27 protein-coding genes and 1 pseudogene are annotated in these 17,463 nt (G+C 67.5%); all 28 read right to left on the bottom strand.

The features are described from left to right. Window positions 1–87: 87 nt before the first annotated feature. Window positions 88–741 (bottom strand): adenylate kinase, encoded by a 654-nt coding sequence (locus EAD89_RS27390; RefSeq protein WP_007465256.1) that lies wholly within the window; start codon window positions 739–741, stop codon window positions 88–90. Continuing rightward, window positions 742–2,070: a preprotein translocase subunit SecY gene (gene secY, locus EAD89_RS27395; RefSeq protein WP_121653125.1), complete on the bottom strand. Its 1,329-nt coding sequence runs from the start codon at window positions 2,068–2,070 to the stop codon at window positions 742–744. Window positions 2,071–2,303: 233 nt separating this feature from the next. After that, a complete protein-coding gene (rplO, locus tag EAD89_RS27400; protein ID WP_030329906.1) occupies window positions 2,304–2,747 on the bottom strand; it encodes a 50S ribosomal protein L15 in 444 nt (147 codons plus the stop codon). Continuing rightward, a complete protein-coding gene (gene rpmD / locus EAD89_RS27405) occupies window positions 2,747–2,929 on the bottom strand; it encodes a 50S ribosomal protein L30 (protein WP_074314584.1) in 183 nt (60 codons plus the stop codon). The genes rplO and rpmD overlap by 1 nt, the downstream gene beginning before the upstream one ends. Then, window positions 2,929–3,543 carry a 30S ribosomal protein S5 gene (rpsE, locus tag EAD89_RS27410; protein WP_074314587.1) on the bottom strand — a complete coding sequence of 205 codons (615 nt, stop codon included), beginning with the start codon at window positions 3,541–3,543 and terminating at the stop codon, window positions 2,929–2,931. The genes rpmD and rpsE overlap by 1 nt, the downstream gene beginning before the upstream one ends. A 33-nt stretch (window positions 3,544–3,576) precedes the next feature. Further along, window positions 3,577–3,966: a 50S ribosomal protein L18 gene (rplR, locus tag EAD89_RS27415; RefSeq protein WP_030329901.1), complete on the bottom strand. Its 390-nt coding sequence runs from the start codon at window positions 3,964–3,966 to the stop codon at window positions 3,577–3,579. Next, window positions 3,963–4,505 carry a 50S ribosomal protein L6 gene (rplF, locus tag EAD89_RS27420; protein WP_074314591.1) on the bottom strand — a complete coding sequence of 181 codons (543 nt, stop codon included), beginning with the start codon at window positions 4,503–4,505 and terminating at the stop codon, window positions 3,963–3,965. The genes rplR and rplF overlap by 4 nt, the downstream gene beginning before the upstream one ends. Before the next feature lie 16 nt (window positions 4,506–4,521). After that, entirely contained in the window at window positions 4,522–4,929 is a 408-nt protein-coding gene (gene rpsH / locus EAD89_RS27425) for a 30S ribosomal protein S8 (RefSeq protein ID WP_007465270.1), read from the bottom strand. Window positions 4,930–5,045: 116 nt separating this feature from the next. After that, complete coding sequence (locus tag EAD89_RS27430) at window positions 5,046–5,231, bottom strand: type Z 30S ribosomal protein S14 (protein ID WP_007465272.1); 186 nt, start codon at window positions 5,229–5,231, stop codon at window positions 5,046–5,048. 1 nt (window position 5,232) lies between these two features. After that, on the bottom strand, window positions 5,233–5,799 hold the full coding sequence (gene rplE, locus EAD89_RS27435; protein WP_074314595.1) for a 50S ribosomal protein L5: 567 nt from the start codon (window positions 5,797–5,799) through the stop codon (window positions 5,233–5,235). Continuing rightward, a complete protein-coding gene (rplX, locus tag EAD89_RS27440) occupies window positions 5,799–6,119 on the bottom strand; it encodes a 50S ribosomal protein L24 (protein WP_007465276.1) in 321 nt (106 codons plus the stop codon). Before rplX ends, rplE begins: the two co-directional genes overlap by 1 nt. Next, window positions 6,116–6,484, bottom strand: coding sequence for a 50S ribosomal protein L14 (rplN, locus tag EAD89_RS27445; protein ID WP_015619002.1), 369 nt, complete (start codon window positions 6,482–6,484; stop codon window positions 6,116–6,118). Before rplN ends, rplX begins: the two co-directional genes overlap by 4 nt. A 98-nt stretch (window positions 6,485–6,582) precedes the next feature. Further along, window positions 6,583–6,861: a 30S ribosomal protein S17 gene (rpsQ, locus tag EAD89_RS27450; protein ID WP_089018945.1), complete on the bottom strand. Its 279-nt coding sequence runs from the start codon at window positions 6,859–6,861 to the stop codon at window positions 6,583–6,585. Then, entirely contained in the window at window positions 6,858–7,094 is a 237-nt protein-coding gene (rpmC, locus tag EAD89_RS27455) for a 50S ribosomal protein L29 (protein WP_007465283.1), read from the bottom strand. Before rpmC ends, rpsQ begins: the two co-directional genes overlap by 4 nt. After that, window positions 7,094–7,519 carry a 50S ribosomal protein L16 gene (rplP, locus tag EAD89_RS27460; protein WP_121653126.1) on the bottom strand — a complete coding sequence of 142 codons (426 nt, stop codon included), beginning with the start codon at window positions 7,517–7,519 and terminating at the stop codon, window positions 7,094–7,096. The genes rpmC and rplP overlap by 1 nt, the downstream gene beginning before the upstream one ends. Before the next feature lie 3 nt (window positions 7,520–7,522). Further along, a complete protein-coding gene (rpsC, locus tag EAD89_RS27465; protein WP_007465294.1) occupies window positions 7,523–8,392 on the bottom strand; it encodes a 30S ribosomal protein S3 in 870 nt (289 codons plus the stop codon). Next, window positions 8,392–8,850 (bottom strand): 50S ribosomal protein L22, encoded by a 459-nt coding sequence (gene rplV, locus EAD89_RS27470; protein ID WP_089018943.1) that lies wholly within the window; start codon window positions 8,848–8,850, stop codon window positions 8,392–8,394. The genes rpsC and rplV overlap by 1 nt, the downstream gene beginning before the upstream one ends. A 41-nt stretch (window positions 8,851–8,891) precedes the next feature. Further along, on the bottom strand, window positions 8,892–9,173 hold the full coding sequence (rpsS, locus tag EAD89_RS27475; RefSeq protein WP_007465299.1) for a 30S ribosomal protein S19: 282 nt from the start codon (window positions 9,171–9,173) through the stop codon (window positions 8,892–8,894). Between the two features lie 12 nt (window positions 9,174–9,185). Then, window positions 9,186–10,025, bottom strand: a complete 840-nt coding sequence (rplB, locus tag EAD89_RS27480; protein ID WP_053653944.1) for a 50S ribosomal protein L2 — start codon at window positions 10,023–10,025, stop codon at window positions 9,186–9,188. A gap of 12 nt (window positions 10,026–10,037) precedes the next feature. Beyond that, complete coding sequence (gene rplW / locus EAD89_RS27485) at window positions 10,038–10,340, bottom strand: 50S ribosomal protein L23 (protein WP_007465304.1); 303 nt, start codon at window positions 10,338–10,340, stop codon at window positions 10,038–10,040. Continuing rightward, entirely contained in the window at window positions 10,337–10,987 is a 651-nt protein-coding gene (gene rplD / locus EAD89_RS27490; protein ID WP_053653946.1) for a 50S ribosomal protein L4, read from the bottom strand. The genes rplW and rplD overlap by 4 nt, the downstream gene beginning before the upstream one ends. Beyond that, window positions 10,984–11,649, bottom strand: coding sequence for a 50S ribosomal protein L3 (gene rplC, locus EAD89_RS27495; RefSeq protein WP_121653127.1), 666 nt, complete (start codon window positions 11,647–11,649; stop codon window positions 10,984–10,986). Before rplC ends, rplD begins: the two co-directional genes overlap by 4 nt. 11 nt (window positions 11,650–11,660) lie before the next feature. Then, window positions 11,661–11,969, bottom strand: a complete 309-nt coding sequence (gene rpsJ / locus EAD89_RS27500; protein ID WP_007073037.1) for a 30S ribosomal protein S10 — start codon at window positions 11,967–11,969, stop codon at window positions 11,661–11,663. A gap of 351 nt (window positions 11,970–12,320) precedes the next feature. Then, window positions 12,321–13,514 carry an elongation factor Tu gene (gene tuf / locus EAD89_RS27505; RefSeq protein WP_121653128.1) on the bottom strand — a complete coding sequence of 398 codons (1,194 nt, stop codon included), beginning with the start codon at window positions 13,512–13,514 and terminating at the stop codon, window positions 12,321–12,323. Between the two features lie 212 nt (window positions 13,515–13,726). After that, on the bottom strand, window positions 13,727–15,823 hold the full coding sequence (fusA, locus tag EAD89_RS27510; protein WP_121653129.1) for an elongation factor G: 2,097 nt from the start codon (window positions 15,821–15,823) through the stop codon (window positions 13,727–13,729). A 74-nt stretch (window positions 15,824–15,897) separates the two neighbouring features. Further along, window positions 15,898–16,368, bottom strand: coding sequence for a 30S ribosomal protein S7 (rpsG, locus tag EAD89_RS27515; protein WP_007465317.1), 471 nt, complete (start codon window positions 16,366–16,368; stop codon window positions 15,898–15,900). A gap of 1 nt (window position 16,369) precedes the next feature. After that, complete coding sequence (rpsL, locus tag EAD89_RS27520; protein ID WP_014440718.1) at window positions 16,370–16,744, bottom strand: 30S ribosomal protein S12; 375 nt, start codon at window positions 16,742–16,744, stop codon at window positions 16,370–16,372. A gap of 521 nt (window positions 16,745–17,265) precedes the next feature. Further along, window positions 17,266–17,463: pseudogene (locus tag EAD89_RS27525) on the bottom strand (hypothetical protein); the annotation flags it as partial.

Raw genomic sequence — 17,463 nt, forward strand, 5'->3', positions numbered from 1 at the left:
GGAGCGATTACCTTTCGTTGCCGATCAGCGGGGCACGTCGGACGTACCCCGCTGACCGCACTCTATCCGCCGTGGCCCGGCCGGACCTCAGCCGCCGTACGACCGCAGCGCGTCTATGGCCCGGGTGGTGACGTCCTCCACCGGGCCGGTGGCGTCGATCCCGACCAGCTTGCCCTGGGCGCCGTAGTAGTCGACCAGTGGAGCGGTCTTCTCGCTGTATTCGCGCAGCCGCGTGGCGATGGTCTCCGGCTTGTCGTCGTCGCGCTGGAACAGCTCGGCGCCACACCGGTCACAGATGCCGGGCCGGGTGGTGGCGTCGAACTCGACGTGCCAGATCTTGCCGCAGCCGCGGCAGGTGCGCCGGCCGGAGAGCCGCCGGATCACCTCGTCGTCGTCGACCACCAGCTCCAGGACCAGATCCAGAGCGGTGCCCAGGTCGGCGAGGAGCTTGTCCAGTGCGGCGGCCTGCGGAGTGGTCCGCGGGAAGCCGTCGAGCAGGAACCCCTCGCTGGCGTCGGGCTCCGCCAGCCGGTCCCGGACCATGTTGATGGTGACCTCGTCCGGGACCAGCTCGCCGGCGTCCATGTACCGCTTCGCCTCGACGCCCAACGGCGTGCCCTGGGTGACGTTCGACCGGAAGATGTCCCCGGTCGAAATCTTGGGCACCGACAGGTGCGCGGCGACGAACTCGGCCTGCGTGCCCTTGCCCGCGCCCGGCGGGCCAACCAGAACGAGTCTCATCTACCGCAGGAACCCTTCGTAGTTCCGCTGCATGAGTTGGCTCTCGATCTGCTTCACGGTCTCCAGACCGACGCCGACCATGATGAGCACAGCGGTGCCGCCGAACGGGAAGTTCTGGTACTGCTGGTTGTCCAGCCAGATGAAGAAGAAGTTCGGCAGGATCGAGATCACGCCGAGGTAGAGCGCGCCCGGCAGGGTGATCCGGCTGAGGATGAAGTCCAGGTAGTCGGCCGTCGGCTTGCCCGGGCGGATGCCCGGCACGAACCCGCCGTACTTCTTCATGTTGTCCGCGACCTCGGTCGGGTTGAACGTGATCGAGACGTAGAAGTACGTGAAGAAGATGATCAGCAGGAAGTAGACCGCGATGTAGATCGGGCTGCTCGGGTTGACCAGGTTGTTCTGGATCCAGGCCTGGGTCTTGCCCGGGTCGGTCTGGTCGAAGAACTGCAGCGCCAGCTGCGGCAGGTAGAGCAGCGACGAGCCGAAGATGACCGGGATCACACCGGCCTGGTTGACCTTGAGCGGGATGTAGGTCGACGTGCCGCCGTACATCCGCCGGCCGATCATCCGCTTGGCGTACTGCACCGGGATGCGGCGCTGCGCCTGCTCGATGAAGGTGACCGCGGTGATGACCACCAGGACCAGCGCGATGACCAGGGCGAACATGTCCCAGCCCTTGCTGGTCTTGATCTGCCAGCCCTCGCTGGGCAGCCGCGCGGCGATCGAGGTGAAGATCAGGACGGACATGCCGTTGCCGACGCCCCGGTCGGTGATCAGCTCACCGAGCCACATGACCATGCCGGTGCCGGCGGTCATGGTCATCACCAGGATGGTCAGGGTCAGCCAGTCCGGGATGCCGGTGCCGGTGGGGATGATCGGGAACTGGTCGCAGCGGTTCTGGAAGAGCTGGCCCGAGCGGGCCAGCGCCACGAACGCCGAAGCCTGGAGCACACCGAGACCGAGGGTCAGGTAGCGGGTGTACTGGGTGATCTTCGCCTGGCCGGCCTGGCCCTCCTTGCGGAGCTGCTCCAGCCGCGGGATCACGACGGTCAGCAGCTGCAGGATGATCGACGCGGTGATGTAGGGCATGATGCCCAGCGCGAAGACCGAGAGCTGTAGCAGCGCTCCGCCGGAGAAGAGGTTGAGAAGGTTCACCACCCCGGTGGTGTCACCCTGGATGGTGTCGAGGCACTTCTGCACGTTGCCGTACGAGACGCCCGGGCTGGGGAGCGTGGCACCCAGCCGGTAGACCGCGATGATGCCTACTGTGAACAGCAGCTTCTTGCGCAGGTCAGGCGTACGAAACGCACTGAGAAAGGCGGACAGCAACTTCTTCCTCCTGCGCGAGGCGGGCCGCCGGTGATCCCTGGCGGGTCGGGGTGGATCCCGGGCGAGCGCCCGGAATCCATGGCTGGGATGGGACTCTAACAGCCCCATCCCGGTCCGGGCAGATGCGCCCGGCTACATAAACCGATTCCGATATTACCGGGCGCATACGCCCCAGGCAGACCATGGCGCCCGCCAGTTGGTCACAACTGGACGGGCGCCATGGGTCGTACGCCTTACAGCTCGGTGACGGAGCCACCGGCGGCGGCGATCTTCTCCTTGGCCGACGCACTGAACGCGTGCGCCGACACCTGGAGCGCCACCCCGCCGAGATCCCCGGTGCCGAGGACCTTGACCGGGTGACCCTTGCGGACCGCGCCGGACTCGACCAGCTCCAGCGGGCCGACCTGGCCGCCGTTCGGGAACAGCTCGGCGAGTCGGTCCAGGTTGACCACCTGGAAGACCACCTTGAACTTGTTCTTGAAGCCCTTCATCTTCGGCAGGCGCATGTGGATGGGCATCTGCCCACCCTCGAACGCCGCCGAGATGTTCTTGCGGGCCTTGGAACCCTTGGTACCGCGACCAGCGGTCTTGCCCTTGGAACCCTCACCGCGACCCACACGGGTCTTCGCGGTCTTGGAACCGGGCGCCGGGCGCAGGTGGTGCACCTTGATCGTCATTACTCGACCTCCTCGACCTTCACGAGGTGGTTCACAGTGAAGATCATGCCGCGGATCTCGGGCCGGTCCTCCTTGACCACCACGTCGTTGATCCGCTTGAGACCGAGCGAACGCAGCGAATCACGCTGGTTCTGCTTGGTCCCGATGCCGGATCGGACCTGGGTGACCTTCAGACGTGCCATCAGTGCGCCACCCCCGCACGCGACGCCAGCATGGCGGCCGGCGCGACGTCCTCCACCGGCAGACCACGACGCGCCGCGACCTGCTCGGGGGACTCAAGCCCCTTCAGGGCCGCCACGGTGGCGTGCACGATGTTGATCGGGTTCGACGAGCCGAGGCTCTTGGAGAGCACGTCGTGGATACCGGCGCACTCCAGCACGGCGCGCACCGGACCACCGGCGATGACACCCGTACCGGCGGAGGCCGGCTTGAGCAGCACCACACCAGCGGCGTCCTCACCCGTCACCGGGTGCGGGATCGACTGGCCGATCCGCGGGACCTTGAAGAAGTGCTTCTTGGCCTCCTCGACACCCTTGGCGATCGCCGCGGGCACCTCCTTGGCCTTTCCGTAGCCCACGCCGACCGTGCCGTCGCCGTCACCAACGATCACCAGGGCGGTGAAGCTGAAGCGACGACCACCCTTCACGACCTTGGCGACGCGGTTGATCGCGACGACCCGCTCGAGGTGCGGGGTCTTCTCGACGGGCGCGTTTCCGCGGCCGCCCTCACGGCGGTTGTCGCGGCGACCACCCTCGTTGCCACCGGACCCGCCGCCACGGCGCTGTTGACCTGGCATCAGCAGCCTTCCTTATCTCTCGTGACGGGGTTGTTAGAACTCGAGCCCGGCTTCGCGGGCGGCGTCGGCAAGCGCGGCGACTCGCCCCGCGTACCGGTTACCGCCGCGGTCGAAGACGACCTTGGAGACGCCGGCGGCCTTGGCCCGCTCGGCGAGCAGCGCGCCCACCTTGCCGGCGAGGGCGCTCTTGTCGCCCTCCGCACCGCGCAGCGAGGCGTCCAGGGTCGACGCCGACGCCAGGGTGTGACCCTTGGTGTCGTCGACGATCTGGGCGACCATGTGCCGCAGCGAACGGGTGACGACCAGGCGCGGACGCTCGGCCGTACCGCTGACGTTCTTGCGGACGCGGAAGTGCCGACGCGCACGCCCAACGGCGCGCTTGGCGGCGACGCCGCGGCGGCGCTTGAGCAGCGTGGCGCTCACTTCTTACCTGCCTTTCCGGCCTTGCGGCGGATGACCTCGCCCTGGTACTTGACACCCTTGCCCTTGTAGGGCTCCGGCGGGCGGATCTTCCGGATGTTGGCGGCAACCTCACCGACCTGCTGCTTGTCGATGCCAGCCACGTGGAAGAGGGTCGGCCGCTCCACCGTGAAGGTGATGCCCGCCGGCGCGGGAACCAGCACCGGGTGCGAGAACCCGAGCGCGAACTCGAGGTCCGTGCCCTTGGCGGTGACCCGGTAACCGGTGCCGGCGATCTCCAGGCTCTTGCGGTAGCCCTCGGTCACGCCGACGATCATGTTGGCTACCAGCGTACGGCTCAGGCCGTGCAGTTCCTTGGCCTTGCGCTCGTCGTTCGGGCGGTTGACGCTCAGCTGCCCGTCCTCGGCCCGCTCGATCGTGATCGGCTCGGCGAGGGTGTGCTGGAGCTGGCCCTTCGGGCCCTTGACCTTGACGGTCTGCCCGTCGATCGTGATGTCGACGCCGGCTGGTACCGGGATCGACTTACGTCCAATTCGCGACATTTCTACCTGTCTCCCGTTACCAGACGAAGGCGAGGACTTCCCCGCCAACACTCCGCTTGCGGGCCTGCCGGTCGGTGAGCAGCCCCTGGGACGTCGAAATGATCGCCACGCCCAGCCCACCGAGCACCCGGGGGAGCCCGTCCGACTTGGCGTACACCCGGAGACCGGGCTTGGACACGCGCTTGATGCCGGCCAGGCTCCGCTCGCGGTTCTGGCCGTACTTCAGCTCGACGACCAGTCGCTTGCCGACGGCACCCTCCTCGGGCTCCTCGACCGACCAGGTGGCGATGTAACCCTCGGCCTTCAGGACCTCGGCGATGTTCGCCTTGATCTTGGAGTAGGGCATCTTCACCTGATCGTGGTACGCCTGGTTGGCGTTACGCAGACGCGTGAGCATGTCTGCGATCGGGTCGGTCATCGTCATGGATTTCGTCAGCCTTTCTCGCCGGGGTTCCCGGGGCATCGGCCCCGGGCCTACGGCGAAGAGCAATACCTAATCGGTGCAGGAGTTCCCGGCCGACAGCCGGGACGCGGTCGCCCTTACCAGGAAGCCTTGGACACACCCGGCAGCTCACCGCGGTGGGCCATCTCCCGGATGCACACCCGGCAGAGCCCGAACTTGCGGTAGACCGCCTTCGGGCGCCCGCACCGCTGGCAGCGGGTGTACGCGCGAACCGAGAACTTCGGCTTCGCGGCCGCCTTGATGATCAGCGCCTTCTTGGCCATCTCAGTTCTCCTTGAACGGGAAGCCCAGGAGCTTGAGCAGCGCCCGGCCCTCGTCGTCGGTCGTGGCGGTCGTGACCACCGTGATGTCCATGCCCCGCTGGCGATCGATCCGGTCCTGGTCGATCTCGTGGAACACCGACTGTTCGGTCAGACCGAACGTGTAGTTGCCGTGCCCGTCGAGCTTGCGCCCGTCGAGACCGCGGAAGTCGCGGATACGCGGCAGCGCGATGGACAGCAGCCGGTCCAGGAACTCCCACATCCGGTCGCCGCGAAGGGTGACCTTCGCGCCGATCGGCATGCCCTCGCGGAGCTTGAACTGCGCGATGGACTTGGTCGCCCGCCGCACCTGCGGCTTCTGGCCGGTGATCGTGGCGAGGTCGCGGACCGCGCCGTCGATCAGCTTGGCGTCGCGAGCAGCCTCGCCGACACCCATGTTGACGACGATCTTGACCAGCCGCGGCACCTGCATGGGGTTGCCGTAGCTGTGCTGCTCACGCAGCTGGGCCACGATCTCGTTGCGGTACCGCTCCTTGAGGCGCGGCATGGTCTTTTCGGTAGCCGTGGTCATCACAGGTCCTTACCGGTGCTACGCGCGATGCGGACCTTCTGGCCGTTGTCGTCGATCCGGTAACCGACGCGGGTCGGCTTGCCGTCGGAGTCCAGGACCTGCACGTTCGAGACGTGGATCGGGGCCTCCTGGGTGACGATGCCGCCGGTCTTGGCGCCACGCTGGGTGGTGCTGATGCGGGTGTGCTTCTTGACCCGGTTCACGCCCTCGACCAGGACCTTGTCCTGCCGCGGGTAGGCCGCGATGACCTTGCCCTTGGCACCCTTGTCCTTGCCGGCGATGACGACGACCGTGTCGCCCTTCTTGACCTTCACGGTCACAACACCTCCGGCGCGAGGGAAATAATCTTCATGAACCGCTTGTCCCGCAGCTCCCGGCCGACCGGGCCGAAGATGCGGGTACCGCGCGGGTCCCCACCGTCCTTGATGATGACGGCGGCGTTCTCGTCGAAGCGGATGTATGAGCCGTCCGGCCGCCGCTTCTCCTTGGCGGTGCGGACGATGACCGCCTTGACGACGTCGCCCTTCTTGACACCGGCACCCGGGATCGCGTCCTTGACGGTGGCCACGATGACGTCGCCGATGCTCGCGTAGCGCCGACCGGAGCCACCGAGAACCCGGATGCACAGGATCTCCCGAGCACCCGTGTTGTCGGCGACGCGCAGTCGCGACTCCTGCTGAATCACGTCTATCTCCTATGTCTGCCGGTTCTCCGGCCGCCGAGGACGGCCGGAGCCTGGCGGAACCAACGCCCGACGCAACGCCGGGCGAGCTCGAGCCTTCGCTACTTGGCCTTTTCCAGGATCTCCACGATCCGCCAACGCTTGGTGGCGCTCAGCGGCCGGGTCTCCATGATCAGGACCCGGTCGCCGGTGCCAGCGGCGTTCTGCTCGTCGTGCACCTTCAGCTTGCTCGTACGACGCATGATCTTGCCGTACAGCGCGTGCCGAACCCGGTCCTCGACCTCGACCACGACGGTCTTGTCCATCTTGTCGCTGACCACGAGGCCCTCACGGACCTTGCGGCGAGCCCGCACGGTGGCGGTCGTGTTCTCGTCGGTCATGATGCAGTCACCTCAGTCGGCGCGGCCGAGAGCCCCAGCTCACGCTCACGCATGATCGTGTAGATCCGGGCGATCTCCCGACGGATGACCTGCAGCCGCCGGTTGTTGTCCAGCTGCCCGGTTGCGGCCTGCACGCGGAGGTTGAACAGCTCCGCCTTGGCCTCCCGCAGCTTCGTGACCAGCTCCTCTTCGGAGAGCTCACGCAGCTCGGTCGCCTTAACGCCCGCTGCCATCAGGATTCACCCACTTCGCGCGTAACAATGCGGCACTTCATCGGGAGCTTGTGGATCGCGCGACGCATCGCCTCTCGCGCGATCTGCTCGTTGGGGAAGGACATCTCGAAGAGAATCCGCCCCGGCTTGACGTTGGAGACCCACCACTCGGGCGAGCCCTTACCGGAACCCATCCGCGTTTCGGCCGGCTTCTTGGTGAGGGCCTGGTCCGGGAAGATCGTGATCCAGACCTTGCCACCACGCTTGATGTGCCGGGTCATCGCGATACGCGCCGACTCGATCTGGCGGTTGGTCACGTACGCCGGCTCGAGAGCCTGGATCCCGAACTCGCCGAACACCACCCGGTTACCACCCTTGGACGCGCCACTGCGGTCCGGGTGGTGCGGCTTGCGGAAGCCCTTCGGGGGCTTGCGCGGCATCAGCATCTGTCAGCCCTCCTGCTGCGTTTCTGCCGGAGCAGCCGCGGCGGCGACAGCTGCGCTGTCCACCGGCTCGCCGCTCGGCGTCTCGGCCTGCTGCGCGATGGTGGTCGCAGCAGCACGGCCAGCCTCGGTGCCACCAGCCGTCGTGCCGGACGAACCCGACCGGCCACGGCGCGGACGCTCGGGACGGTCGCCACGCTCACCACGACGCGGACGGGACGGACCGGCCTCGGCCGGAGCCTCCCGGCCCGGGACGGCGTCGCCCTTGTAGATCCAGACCTTCACGCCGATCCGACCGAACGTGGTACGCGCCTCGAAGAAGCCGTACTCGATGTTGGCCCGCAGCGTGTGCAGCGGAACCCGGCCCTCACGGTAGAACTCGGTACGGCTCATCTCGGCGCCGCCGAGACGACCCGAGACCTGCACGCGGATGCCCTTGCAGACCGGGTTCTTCATCGCCGACTGCATGGCCTTGCGCATCGCCCGACGGAAGCTGACCCGGCTGGACAGCTGCTCGGCCACGCCCTGCGCGACGAGCTGTGCGTCCGACTCGGGGTTCTTCACCTCGATGATGTTCAGCTGCACCTGCTTGCCGGTGAGCTTCTCGAGCTCGCCGCGGATCCGGTCGGCCTCCGCACCCTTACGGCCGATGACGATGCCCGGCCGGGCGGTGTGGATGTCGACGCGGACCCGGTCGCGGGTGCGCTCGATGTCGACCTTGGAGATGCCGGCGCGCTCGAGGCCCTTGGACATCATGCGGCGGATCTTGACATCCTCGCCGATGTAGTCCTTGTAGAGCTTGTCCGCGAACCAGCGGGACTTCCAGTCGGTCGAGATGCCGAGCCGGAACCCAGTGGGGTGAACCTTCTGACCCATTACTCGGCGTCCTCCGTCTTGCTCTGCGCTTCGGCCGGTGCGGCCTGCGTGGCCGGGGCGGCCTTCTTCGCCGCGGCCTTCCTCGGCGCTGCCGGCGCGACCGCCTCGACCGCCACGGTGATGTGGCAGGTGCGCTTGCGGATCCGGTACGCCCGGCCCTGCGCCCGCGGCTGGAACCGCTTCATCGTCGGGCCCTCGTCCACGAACGCCTCGCTCACGAGCAGCGCGTCGGGGTCCAGCCGCTCGTTGTTCTCCGCGTTGGCGATCGCGCTGGCGAGCACCTTGTACACCTGCTCGCTCGCAGCCTGCGGCGCGAACTGCAGCACCGTGAGAGCCTCCTTCGCGGGCAGGCCGCGGACGAGGTTGACCACCCGGCGCGCCTTCATCGGCGAGATGCGCACGTGCCGCGCAACCGCCCGCGCGCCCGGAAGCACCGGAGCGTCGCCCTTTCCTGGCATCGCTGTAACCCCTTGTTCCCTCTATCCGTATGCCCGCGGCGTCAGCGCCGACGGCTCTTCCGGTCGTCCTTCTCGTGACCCTTGAACGTGCGGGTCAGCGCGAACTCGCCGAGCTTGTGCCCGACCATCGCCTCGGTCACGAACACCGGGACGTGCTTGCGTCCGTCGTGCACGGCGATCGTGTGCCCCAGCATCTCGGGGATGATCGTCGAGCGCCGCGACCAGGTCTTGATCACGTTCTTGGAGCCCTTGTCGTTCTGAACTTCCACCTTCTTGAGCAGGTGGTCGTCTACGAACGGGCCCTTCTTCAGGCTGCGAGGCATGTCTTATCTCCCTCAGCCGCGCTTACGCGTGGCGTAGCGACGGCGGACGATCAGCCGGTCACTCGGCTGGCCCTTACGGCGGGTGCGGCCCTCGGGCTTACCCTGCGGGTTGACCGGGTGGCGACCACCGGAGGTCTTACCCTCACCACCACCGTGCGGGTGGTCGACCGGGTTCATGGCGACACCACGGACGGTCGGGCGCTTGCCCTTCCACCGCATACGGCCGGCCTTACCCCAGTTGATGTTCGACTGATCGGCGTTGCCGATCTCGCCGACGCTGGCGCGGCAGCGCACGTCGACCCGCCGGATCTCGCCGGACGGCATACGCAGGGTCGCGTACGCGCCCTCACGGCCGAGCAGCTGGATGCCGACGCCGGCGGAACGGGCCAGCTTGGCCCCGCCACCCGGACGCAGCTCCACGTTGTGGATCGTGGTACCGACCGGGATGTTGCGCAGCGGCAGGTTGTTACCCGGCTTGATGTCGGCGCCCGGGCCGGACTCGACGCGGTCGCCCTGCTTCATGTCCTTCGGCGCGAGGATGTACCGCTTCTCGCCGTCGGCGTAGTGCAGCAGCGCGATGCGCGCCGTGCGGTTCGGGTCGTACTCGATGTGAGCGACCTTCGCCGGCACGCCGTCCTTGTCGACCCGCTTGAAGTCGATCAGACGGTACTGGCGCTTGTGACCGCCACCGTGGTGCCGCGTGGTGATCCGGCCGTGGGCGTTACGCCCGCCCTTCTTCGGCAGCGGAGCCAGCAGCGACTTCTCCGGCGTGGACCGGGTGATCTCGGCGAAGTCGGCGACACTGGAGCCACGTCGGCCCGGCGTCGTCGGCTTGTACTTACGGATAGCCATTGTCTACACCCCTCAGCTGACCGGGCCGCCGAAGGCCTCGATGCGGTCACCGTCAGCCAGCTTCACGATCGCCCGCTTGGTCGCCTTGCGCTGACCGAAGCCGGTCTTGGTGCGCTTGCGCTTACCCTGGCGGTTGAGCGTGTTGACCGTCAGGACGCGGACGTTGAAGATCTGCTGGATAGCGATCTTGATCTCGGTCTTGTTCGCGTCCGGGTGCACCAGGAAGGTGTACCAGTTCCGGTTCAGCTCGCTGTAGCTCTTCTCCGAGACGACCGGCGCCACGATGATGTCGCGCGGGTCGGCGATCGTGCTCACTTGCCACCCTCCTCGGTGGTCTCGGCCGGAACGCCCAGGAACTCGTCCAGCGCGTCCTTGGTGAAGACCACGTCGTCGGCCACCAGCACGTCATACGTGTTGAGCTGGCCGGACTCGATCAGGTGCACCCGCGGCTCGTTGCGCAGCGACACCCAGTTCAGCTCGTCGGTGCTGCTCAGCACGACCAGGACCCGACGGGCCTCGGTGAGCTTGGTCAGCGTGGCCAGGGCCGCCTTGGTCGACGGCTTCTCGCCCGAGACGAAAGCCTCGACGACGTGCACCTGCCCGGCGCGGGCCCGGTCGGAGAGGGCACCCCGCAGCGCGGCGGCCTTCATCTTCTTCGGGGTCCGCTGGCTGTAGTCGCGCGGCACGGGACCGTGCACCACGCCACCGCCGGCGAACTGCGGCGCGCGGATCGAGCCCTGCCGGGCGCGACCGGTGCCCTTCTGCTTGTACGGCTTCTTGCCGCCGCCGGCGACCTCGCCGCGGGTCTTGGTCTTGTGCGTGCCCTGTCGGGCCGCCGCGAGCTGGGCCACCACGACCTGGTGCATCAGCGCGACGTTGGCCTGCACGTCGAAGATGTCAGCCGGCAGCTCGACGGAGCCGCTGGTGCTGCCTTCGACGGTGCGCACGTCAACGGTGGTCACTTGGCCGCACCGCCCTTCTTCACCTTGCTCTTGGCCGCGGTACGGACCAGAACGAGCGCGCCCTTGGGACCAGGAATGGCACCCCGGACGAGCAGCAGGTTGTTCTCGGTGTCGACCGCCTGGACGGTGAGGTTCTGCACGGTGTACCGCACGCCACCCATCCGGCCGGCCATCCGGGTGCCCTTGAAGACACGACCCGGGGTGGCGCAGGCGCCGATGGAGCCGGGCGAGCGGTGCTTGCGCTCGACACCGTGGCTGGCGCGCAGACCGTGGAAGCCGTGCCGCTTCATCGGGCCGGCGTAACCCTTGCCCTTGGTCTTGCCAGTGACGTCGATCGAGACGCCGGGCGGGAACTCCTCGACCGTGACCTCCTGGCCGAGCGAGTACTCCCCCGCGTCCGTGGTGCGCAGCTCGACGATGTGCCGGCGCGGCGCCACGTCCGCCTTCGCGTAGTGCCCGCTGATCGGCTTCTTGACCTTGCGCGGGTCGATGGTGCCGTACGCCAGCTGGACCGCGGAGTAACCGTCCTTCTCGGCGCTACGAACCTGGCTGATGACGCACGGGCCGGCCTCGACCACGGTCACGGGAACAACACGGTTGTTGTCCCAGACCTGGGTCATGCCGAGCTTGGCGCCCAGGATCCCCTTGACTTGCCTGTCCATTTGTCCGGTCCCTACAGCTTGATCTCGATGTCGACGCCAGCCGGCAGGTCGAGGCGCATGAGCGAGTCGACCGTCTTCGGGGTCGGGTCGATGATGTCGATCAGCCGCTTGTGCGTGCGCATCTCGAAGTGCTCGCGCGAATCCTTGTACTTGTGCGGCGAGCGGATAACGCAGAAACGGTTGATCTCCGTGGGCAGCGGCACCGGGCCCGCGACCTGCGCCCCGGTGCGCGTCACCGTCTCGACGATCTTCCGAGCCGAGGAGTCGACGACCTCGTGGTCATAGGCCTTGAGCCGGATGCGGATCTTCTGTCCCGCCATGGTGGCTTCTGTTCCTTCTCTCGATGCCGCTGTGTTGCGGGCGCCTGTACCGGCTGGCACAGGCCCACTTCGCCGACCCCCGCGGTCGGGCGTGTCGCGCCCTCGGGCCGGGCTCCGCCCTGGGACTCCAGAACGGTCCTGACCGCGCGGTGGGTCAAGGCGCCGATCGCAATTACCGCGACCTGAACGCCGTGCGAGGGTGGTTGGCGGCGAGGCCGCCAACCACCCTACGCTCGACTGTCCCGTCACCCGGAGGTTCAGCGAAAGCCGAACACAGGCGACGAACTGTCGTTACGCAACCTGACTAGTATGCCGCACGACCGGCGGCGGGTCTAATCGGGGTTACCTAGCTCACTTGATGATCTTGGTGACGAACCCGGCGCCGACGGTGCGGCCACCCTCGCGGATCGCGAACTTGAGGTTCTCCTCCATGGCGATGGGCTGGATCAGCTTCACCGTCATGGTGGTGTTGTCACCCGGCATGACCATCTCGGTGCCCTCGGGGAGGGTGACGACACCGGTGACGTCCGTGGTCCGGAAGTAGAACTGCGGACGGTAGTTCTGGAAGAACGGGGTGTGCCGGCCGCCCTCCTCCTTGGAGAGGATGTAGACCGTCGCCTCGAACTCCGTGTGCGGGGTCGTGGTGCCCGGCTTGACGACCACCATGCCGCGCTCGACGTCCTCGCGCTTGATGCCACGCAGCAGCAGACCGACGTTCTCGCCCGCGCGGGCCTCGTCGAGCAGCTTGCGGAACATCTCGATGCCGGTGCAGACCGTCTTCTGCGACTTCTCGCGGATACCGACGATCTCCACCTCCTCGTTCGGCTTGAGGATGCCGCGCTCGGCGCGACCGGTGACGACCGTGCCACGACCGGTGATCGTGAAGACGTCCTCGATCGGCATGAGGAACGGCTTCTCGGTCTCGCGCTCCGGCTGCGGGATCGCGGTGTCGACCGCGGTCATCAGGTCCAGGAGCTTGCCGGTCCACTCGGGGTCACCCTCGAGGGCCTTCAGCGCCGAAACCCGCACGACCGGCAGGTCGTCACCCGGGTACTCCTGCGAGGAGAGCAGCTCGCGGACCTCGAGCTCGACGAGCTCCAGGAGCTCCTCGTCGTCGACCATGTCGCTCTTGTTGAGCGCCACGACGATGTACGGCACACCGACCTGACGGGCCAGCAGCACGTGCTCGCGGGTCTGCGGCATCGGGCCGTCGGTCGCCGCGACCACCAGGATCGCGCCGTCCATCTGCGCGGCACCGGTGATCATGTTCTTGATGTAGTCCGCGTGGCCGGGGCAGTCGACGTGCGCGTAGTGCCGCGCCTCGGTCTGGTACTCGACGTGCGCGATCGAGATCGTGATGCCGCGGGCCTTCTCCTCCGGCGCCTTGTCGATCTCGTCGAACGGCGTGTAAGGGTTCAGGTCCGGGTACTGGTCGTGCAGGACCTTGGTGATGGCCGCCGTCAGCGTCGTCTTACCGTGGTCGATGTGACCAATGGTGCCGATGTTGACGTGCGGCTTAGTCCGCTCGAACTTCGCCTTCGCCACTGGTGTCCTCCTGTGGACTTCTTGGTTCGTACGCCCGGCGCGCCGGTCGGCGCTTAGGACTCTGTCGACAGCCTTTCCGGCCTGACGGCCGGAGAGCTTTGTGGGTTCTGCGGCGATGAAGCCTACAGGCCCGGTCTCACGCAACCCGATCGTGGTGGCCGCGGGCGGGTGAACCCTCCCGCGACCGACCACGAATCACCTGCTCGGGGACGTTACTCGCCCGTTGCCTTCGCGATGATCTCCTTCGCGACGCTCTGCGGAACCTCGGCGTAGGAGTCGAACTGCATGCTGTAGCTAGCCCGGCCCTGGGTCTTCGACCGCAGGTCGCCGACGTAGCCGAACATCTCCGACAACGGCACCAGAGCCTTGACGATGCGGGCGCCACTGCGCTCCTCCATCGCCTGGATCAGGCCGCGGCGGGAGTTGAGGTCGCCGATGACGTCACCCATGTTCTCCTCAGGAGTGGTGACCTCAACGGCCATCATCGGCTCGAGCAACGCCGGGTCGGCCTTGCGGGCCGCGTCCTTCATCACCATCGAGCCGGCGATCTTGAATGCCATTTCCGACGAGTCGACCTCGTGGTACTGGCCGTCCAGCAGGGTCAGCTTGACACCGACCAGCGGGAAGCCGGCGAGAATGCCGTACTGCATCGCGTCCTGGGCGCCCGCGTCCACCGACGGGATGAACTCCCGGGGGATGCGGCCACCGCTGACGGCGTTGGCGAACTCGTAGGTCGGCGAGTCGTTGTCCAGCGGCAGCGGCTCGACGCTCACGATGACGCGGGCGTACTGGCCGGAGCCACCGGTCTGCTTCTTGTGGGTGTACTCGACCTTGTCCACCTTGCGGCGGATGGTCTCGCGGTACGCCACCTGCGGCTTGCCGATGTTGGCCTCGACGTTGAACTCGCGGCGCATCCGGTCGACCAGGATGTCCAGGTGCAGCTCGCCCATGCCGGAGATGACCGTCTGACCGGTCTCCTCGTCCAGCTTGACGCGGAAGGTCGGGTCCTCCTCGGCCAGCCGCTGGATGGCGGTGCTGAGCTTCTCCTGGTCGGCCTTGGTCTTCGGCTCGATGGCCACCTCGATGACCGGCTCGGGGAAGGTCATCGACTCGAGGATGACCGGGTTCGCCGGGTCGGACAGGGTGTCACCGGTGGTGGTCTGCTTGAGACCCTGCACCGCGATGATGTCGCCAGCCTGGGCCGAGCCGCGCTCTTCCCGCTTGTTGGCGTGCATCTGGTAGATCTTGCCGATCCGCTCCTTGCGGTCCTTGGTGGAGTTGACCACCTGGGTGCCGGTCTCGACCACGCCGGAGTAGACCCGGACGTAGGTCAGCTTGCCAAGGTGCTTGTCGGTCTGGATCTTGAACGCCAGGCCGGAGAAGGGCTCCGACTTGGAGGGCTTGCGCAGCAGCGGCGTCTCGCCGTCGGTGGCCGTGCCCTCGATCGCCGGAACGTCCAGCGGCGACGGCAGGAAGTCGACCACGGCGTCGAGCATCGGCTGGACGCCCTTGTTCTTGAACGCCGAGCCGCAGAGCACCGGGTTGGCCTTGCCCGCGATGGTGGCGCGCCGGATGGCGGCCTTGATCTCCTCCTGGGAGACCTCGTCGCCTTCCAGGTACTTCTCCATCACCGCGTCGTCGACGTCGGCCAGGGTCTCCATCAGCTTCTCGCGCCACTCGGCCGCGGAGTCGGCCAGCTCGGCCGGGATCTCCTCGATCGCGTAGTCCTCACCCTTCTGGGTCTCCCCGCGCCAGGTGAGGGCGCGCATGCCGATCAGGTCGACGACACCGATGTGGTCACCCTCGAGCCCGATCGGGATCTGGAGCACCAGCGGGGTGGCGTTGAGCCGGTCGATCATCATCTGCACGCAGCGGAAGAAGTCGGCGCCGGTCCGGTCGAGCTTGTTGACGAAGCACATCCGCGGGACGTTGTACTTGTCGGCCTGCCGCCAGACGTTCTCCGTCTGCGGCTCCACGCCGGCGACACCGTCGTAGACCGCGACCGCACCATCCAGCACCCGCAGCGACCGCTCGACCTCGACCGTGAAGTCGACGTGGCCAGGCGTGTCGATGATCTGGATCGTGTGGCCCTTCCACTCACACTTGGTGGCAGCGGAGGTGATGGTGATACCACGCTCCTGCTCCTGCTCCATCCAGTCCATGACGGCAGCGCCCTCGTGGACCTCACCGATCTTGTACGTGATGCCGGTGTAGAACAGGATCCGCTCGGTGGTCGTGGTCTTACCGGCATCGATGTGCGCCATGATGCCGATGTTGCGTACGTTGGCGAGCGCGTCTGCGGCGGCCACTTCAATCCCTACTTATCGTCGTCTCGACTCAACTGGTGGCGGTTCCGGCGCCCGAGGGCGCCGGAACCAGGGTGTTACCAGCGGTAGTGCGCGAAGGCCTTGTTGGACTCGGCCATCTTGTGCGTGTCCTCGCGCCGCTTGACGGCGGCACCGAGGCCGTTGCTCGCGTCCAGCAGCTCGTTCATCAGCCGCTCGACCATGGTCTTCTCGCGCCGGGCGCGGGAGTACGTGACCAACCAGCGCAGACCCAGGGTGGTCGCCCGGGTGGGGCGAACCTCGACCGGGACCTGGTAGGTGGCGCCACCGACACGACGGCTACGCACCTCGAGGGTCGGCTTGACGTTGTCCATCGCCCGCTTGAGGGTGACGACCGGGTCGGTGCCCGACTTCTCGCGGCAGCCCTCGAGGGCCGCGTACACGATGGACTCGGCGAGCTGACGCTTGCCGCGGAGCAGGATCTTGTTCACCAGCTGGGTGACCAGCGGCGAGTTGTACACCGGGTCAGCGACCAGCGGCCGCCGCGGAGCGGGTCCCTTACGCGGCATGTCAGCTCTTCTCCTTCTTCGCGCCGTAACGGCTGCGCGCCTGCTTGCGGTTGCGGACACCCTGGGTGTCCAGCGAGCCGCGGACGATCTTGTAACGCACGCCGGGGAGGTCCTTCACCCGGCCGCCGCGAACGAGCACGATCGAGTGCTCCTGCAGGTTGTGACCGACGCCGGGGATGTAGGCGGTCACCTCGATCTGGCTGCTGAGCTTCACACGAGCGACCTTGCGCAGCGCCGAGTTCGGCTTCTTCGGGGTGGTGGTGTACACGCGGGTGCACACGCCGCGCCGCTGAGGGGAACCCTTCAGCGCCGGGGTCTTGGTCTTGCTCGTCTTAGCCTGACGGCCCTTTCGGACCAGCTGCTGGATCGTGGGCACCGGGTTTCTCCGCTCCCTTCGGCCGCATCCTGCGGCCGCGCCGTCTGCTCGTTAGCCGGCCTGATGACCGGCTCTCCTACATTCCGACCAGGGCCACCTTGCGGAGGTCCCGGCACCCGCGGTCGGGCGTGTCGCCCAACTCACGGTCCCGGTGCGGACGCTTGCGCGGACGTACCGGGGTTCTGTCACCGGCACGCGGGTCGCCCCGCCCCGGATCTTTGGCTTGTCGTGCCGCCGTCCGTACTCCGGATCCAGCGCACGCACGAGTTGCCCGGGCATGCCCGGGCACAAGGGGAAAGAGTACCTACCACAGCCGCCCAGGTCAAAACGGAATGGCCCGGCGAACGTCTCACACCCGCCGGCCGGATCTCGTCCCGCCCCGTCGCCCGCGATGGGCACCTACGGATACAAGTGTACCGGCTTCTCCGGAAGACCACCCGTCGCCCCCGGGGCGAGGGCTGACCGCCCCGCGCGCGCCCCGCGTCGACCGGGGCCGGACGCCCGACGGGACGTGACCGGCCTCACGCCAGGGAGATCACCAGCGCCAGGCCCAGGCCCAGCAGGCTCAGCACCGCACCCGCCGCCCCACAGCTGATCCCCGCGATCGCCAGGCCCCGGCCGGTGAAGCGGACCGCGGGCGGCTGGGCCGGCCGGCGGATCTGCCGCTGACCGAGCAGGCCGGCGCCGACCGCCCCCACCCCCGCCAGCACGCCGAGCAC

The organism is Micromonospora sp. BL4 (genome assembly GCF_003667505.1).
Taxonomy (GTDB): domain Bacteria; phylum Actinomycetota; class Actinomycetes; order Mycobacteriales; family Micromonosporaceae; genus Micromonospora.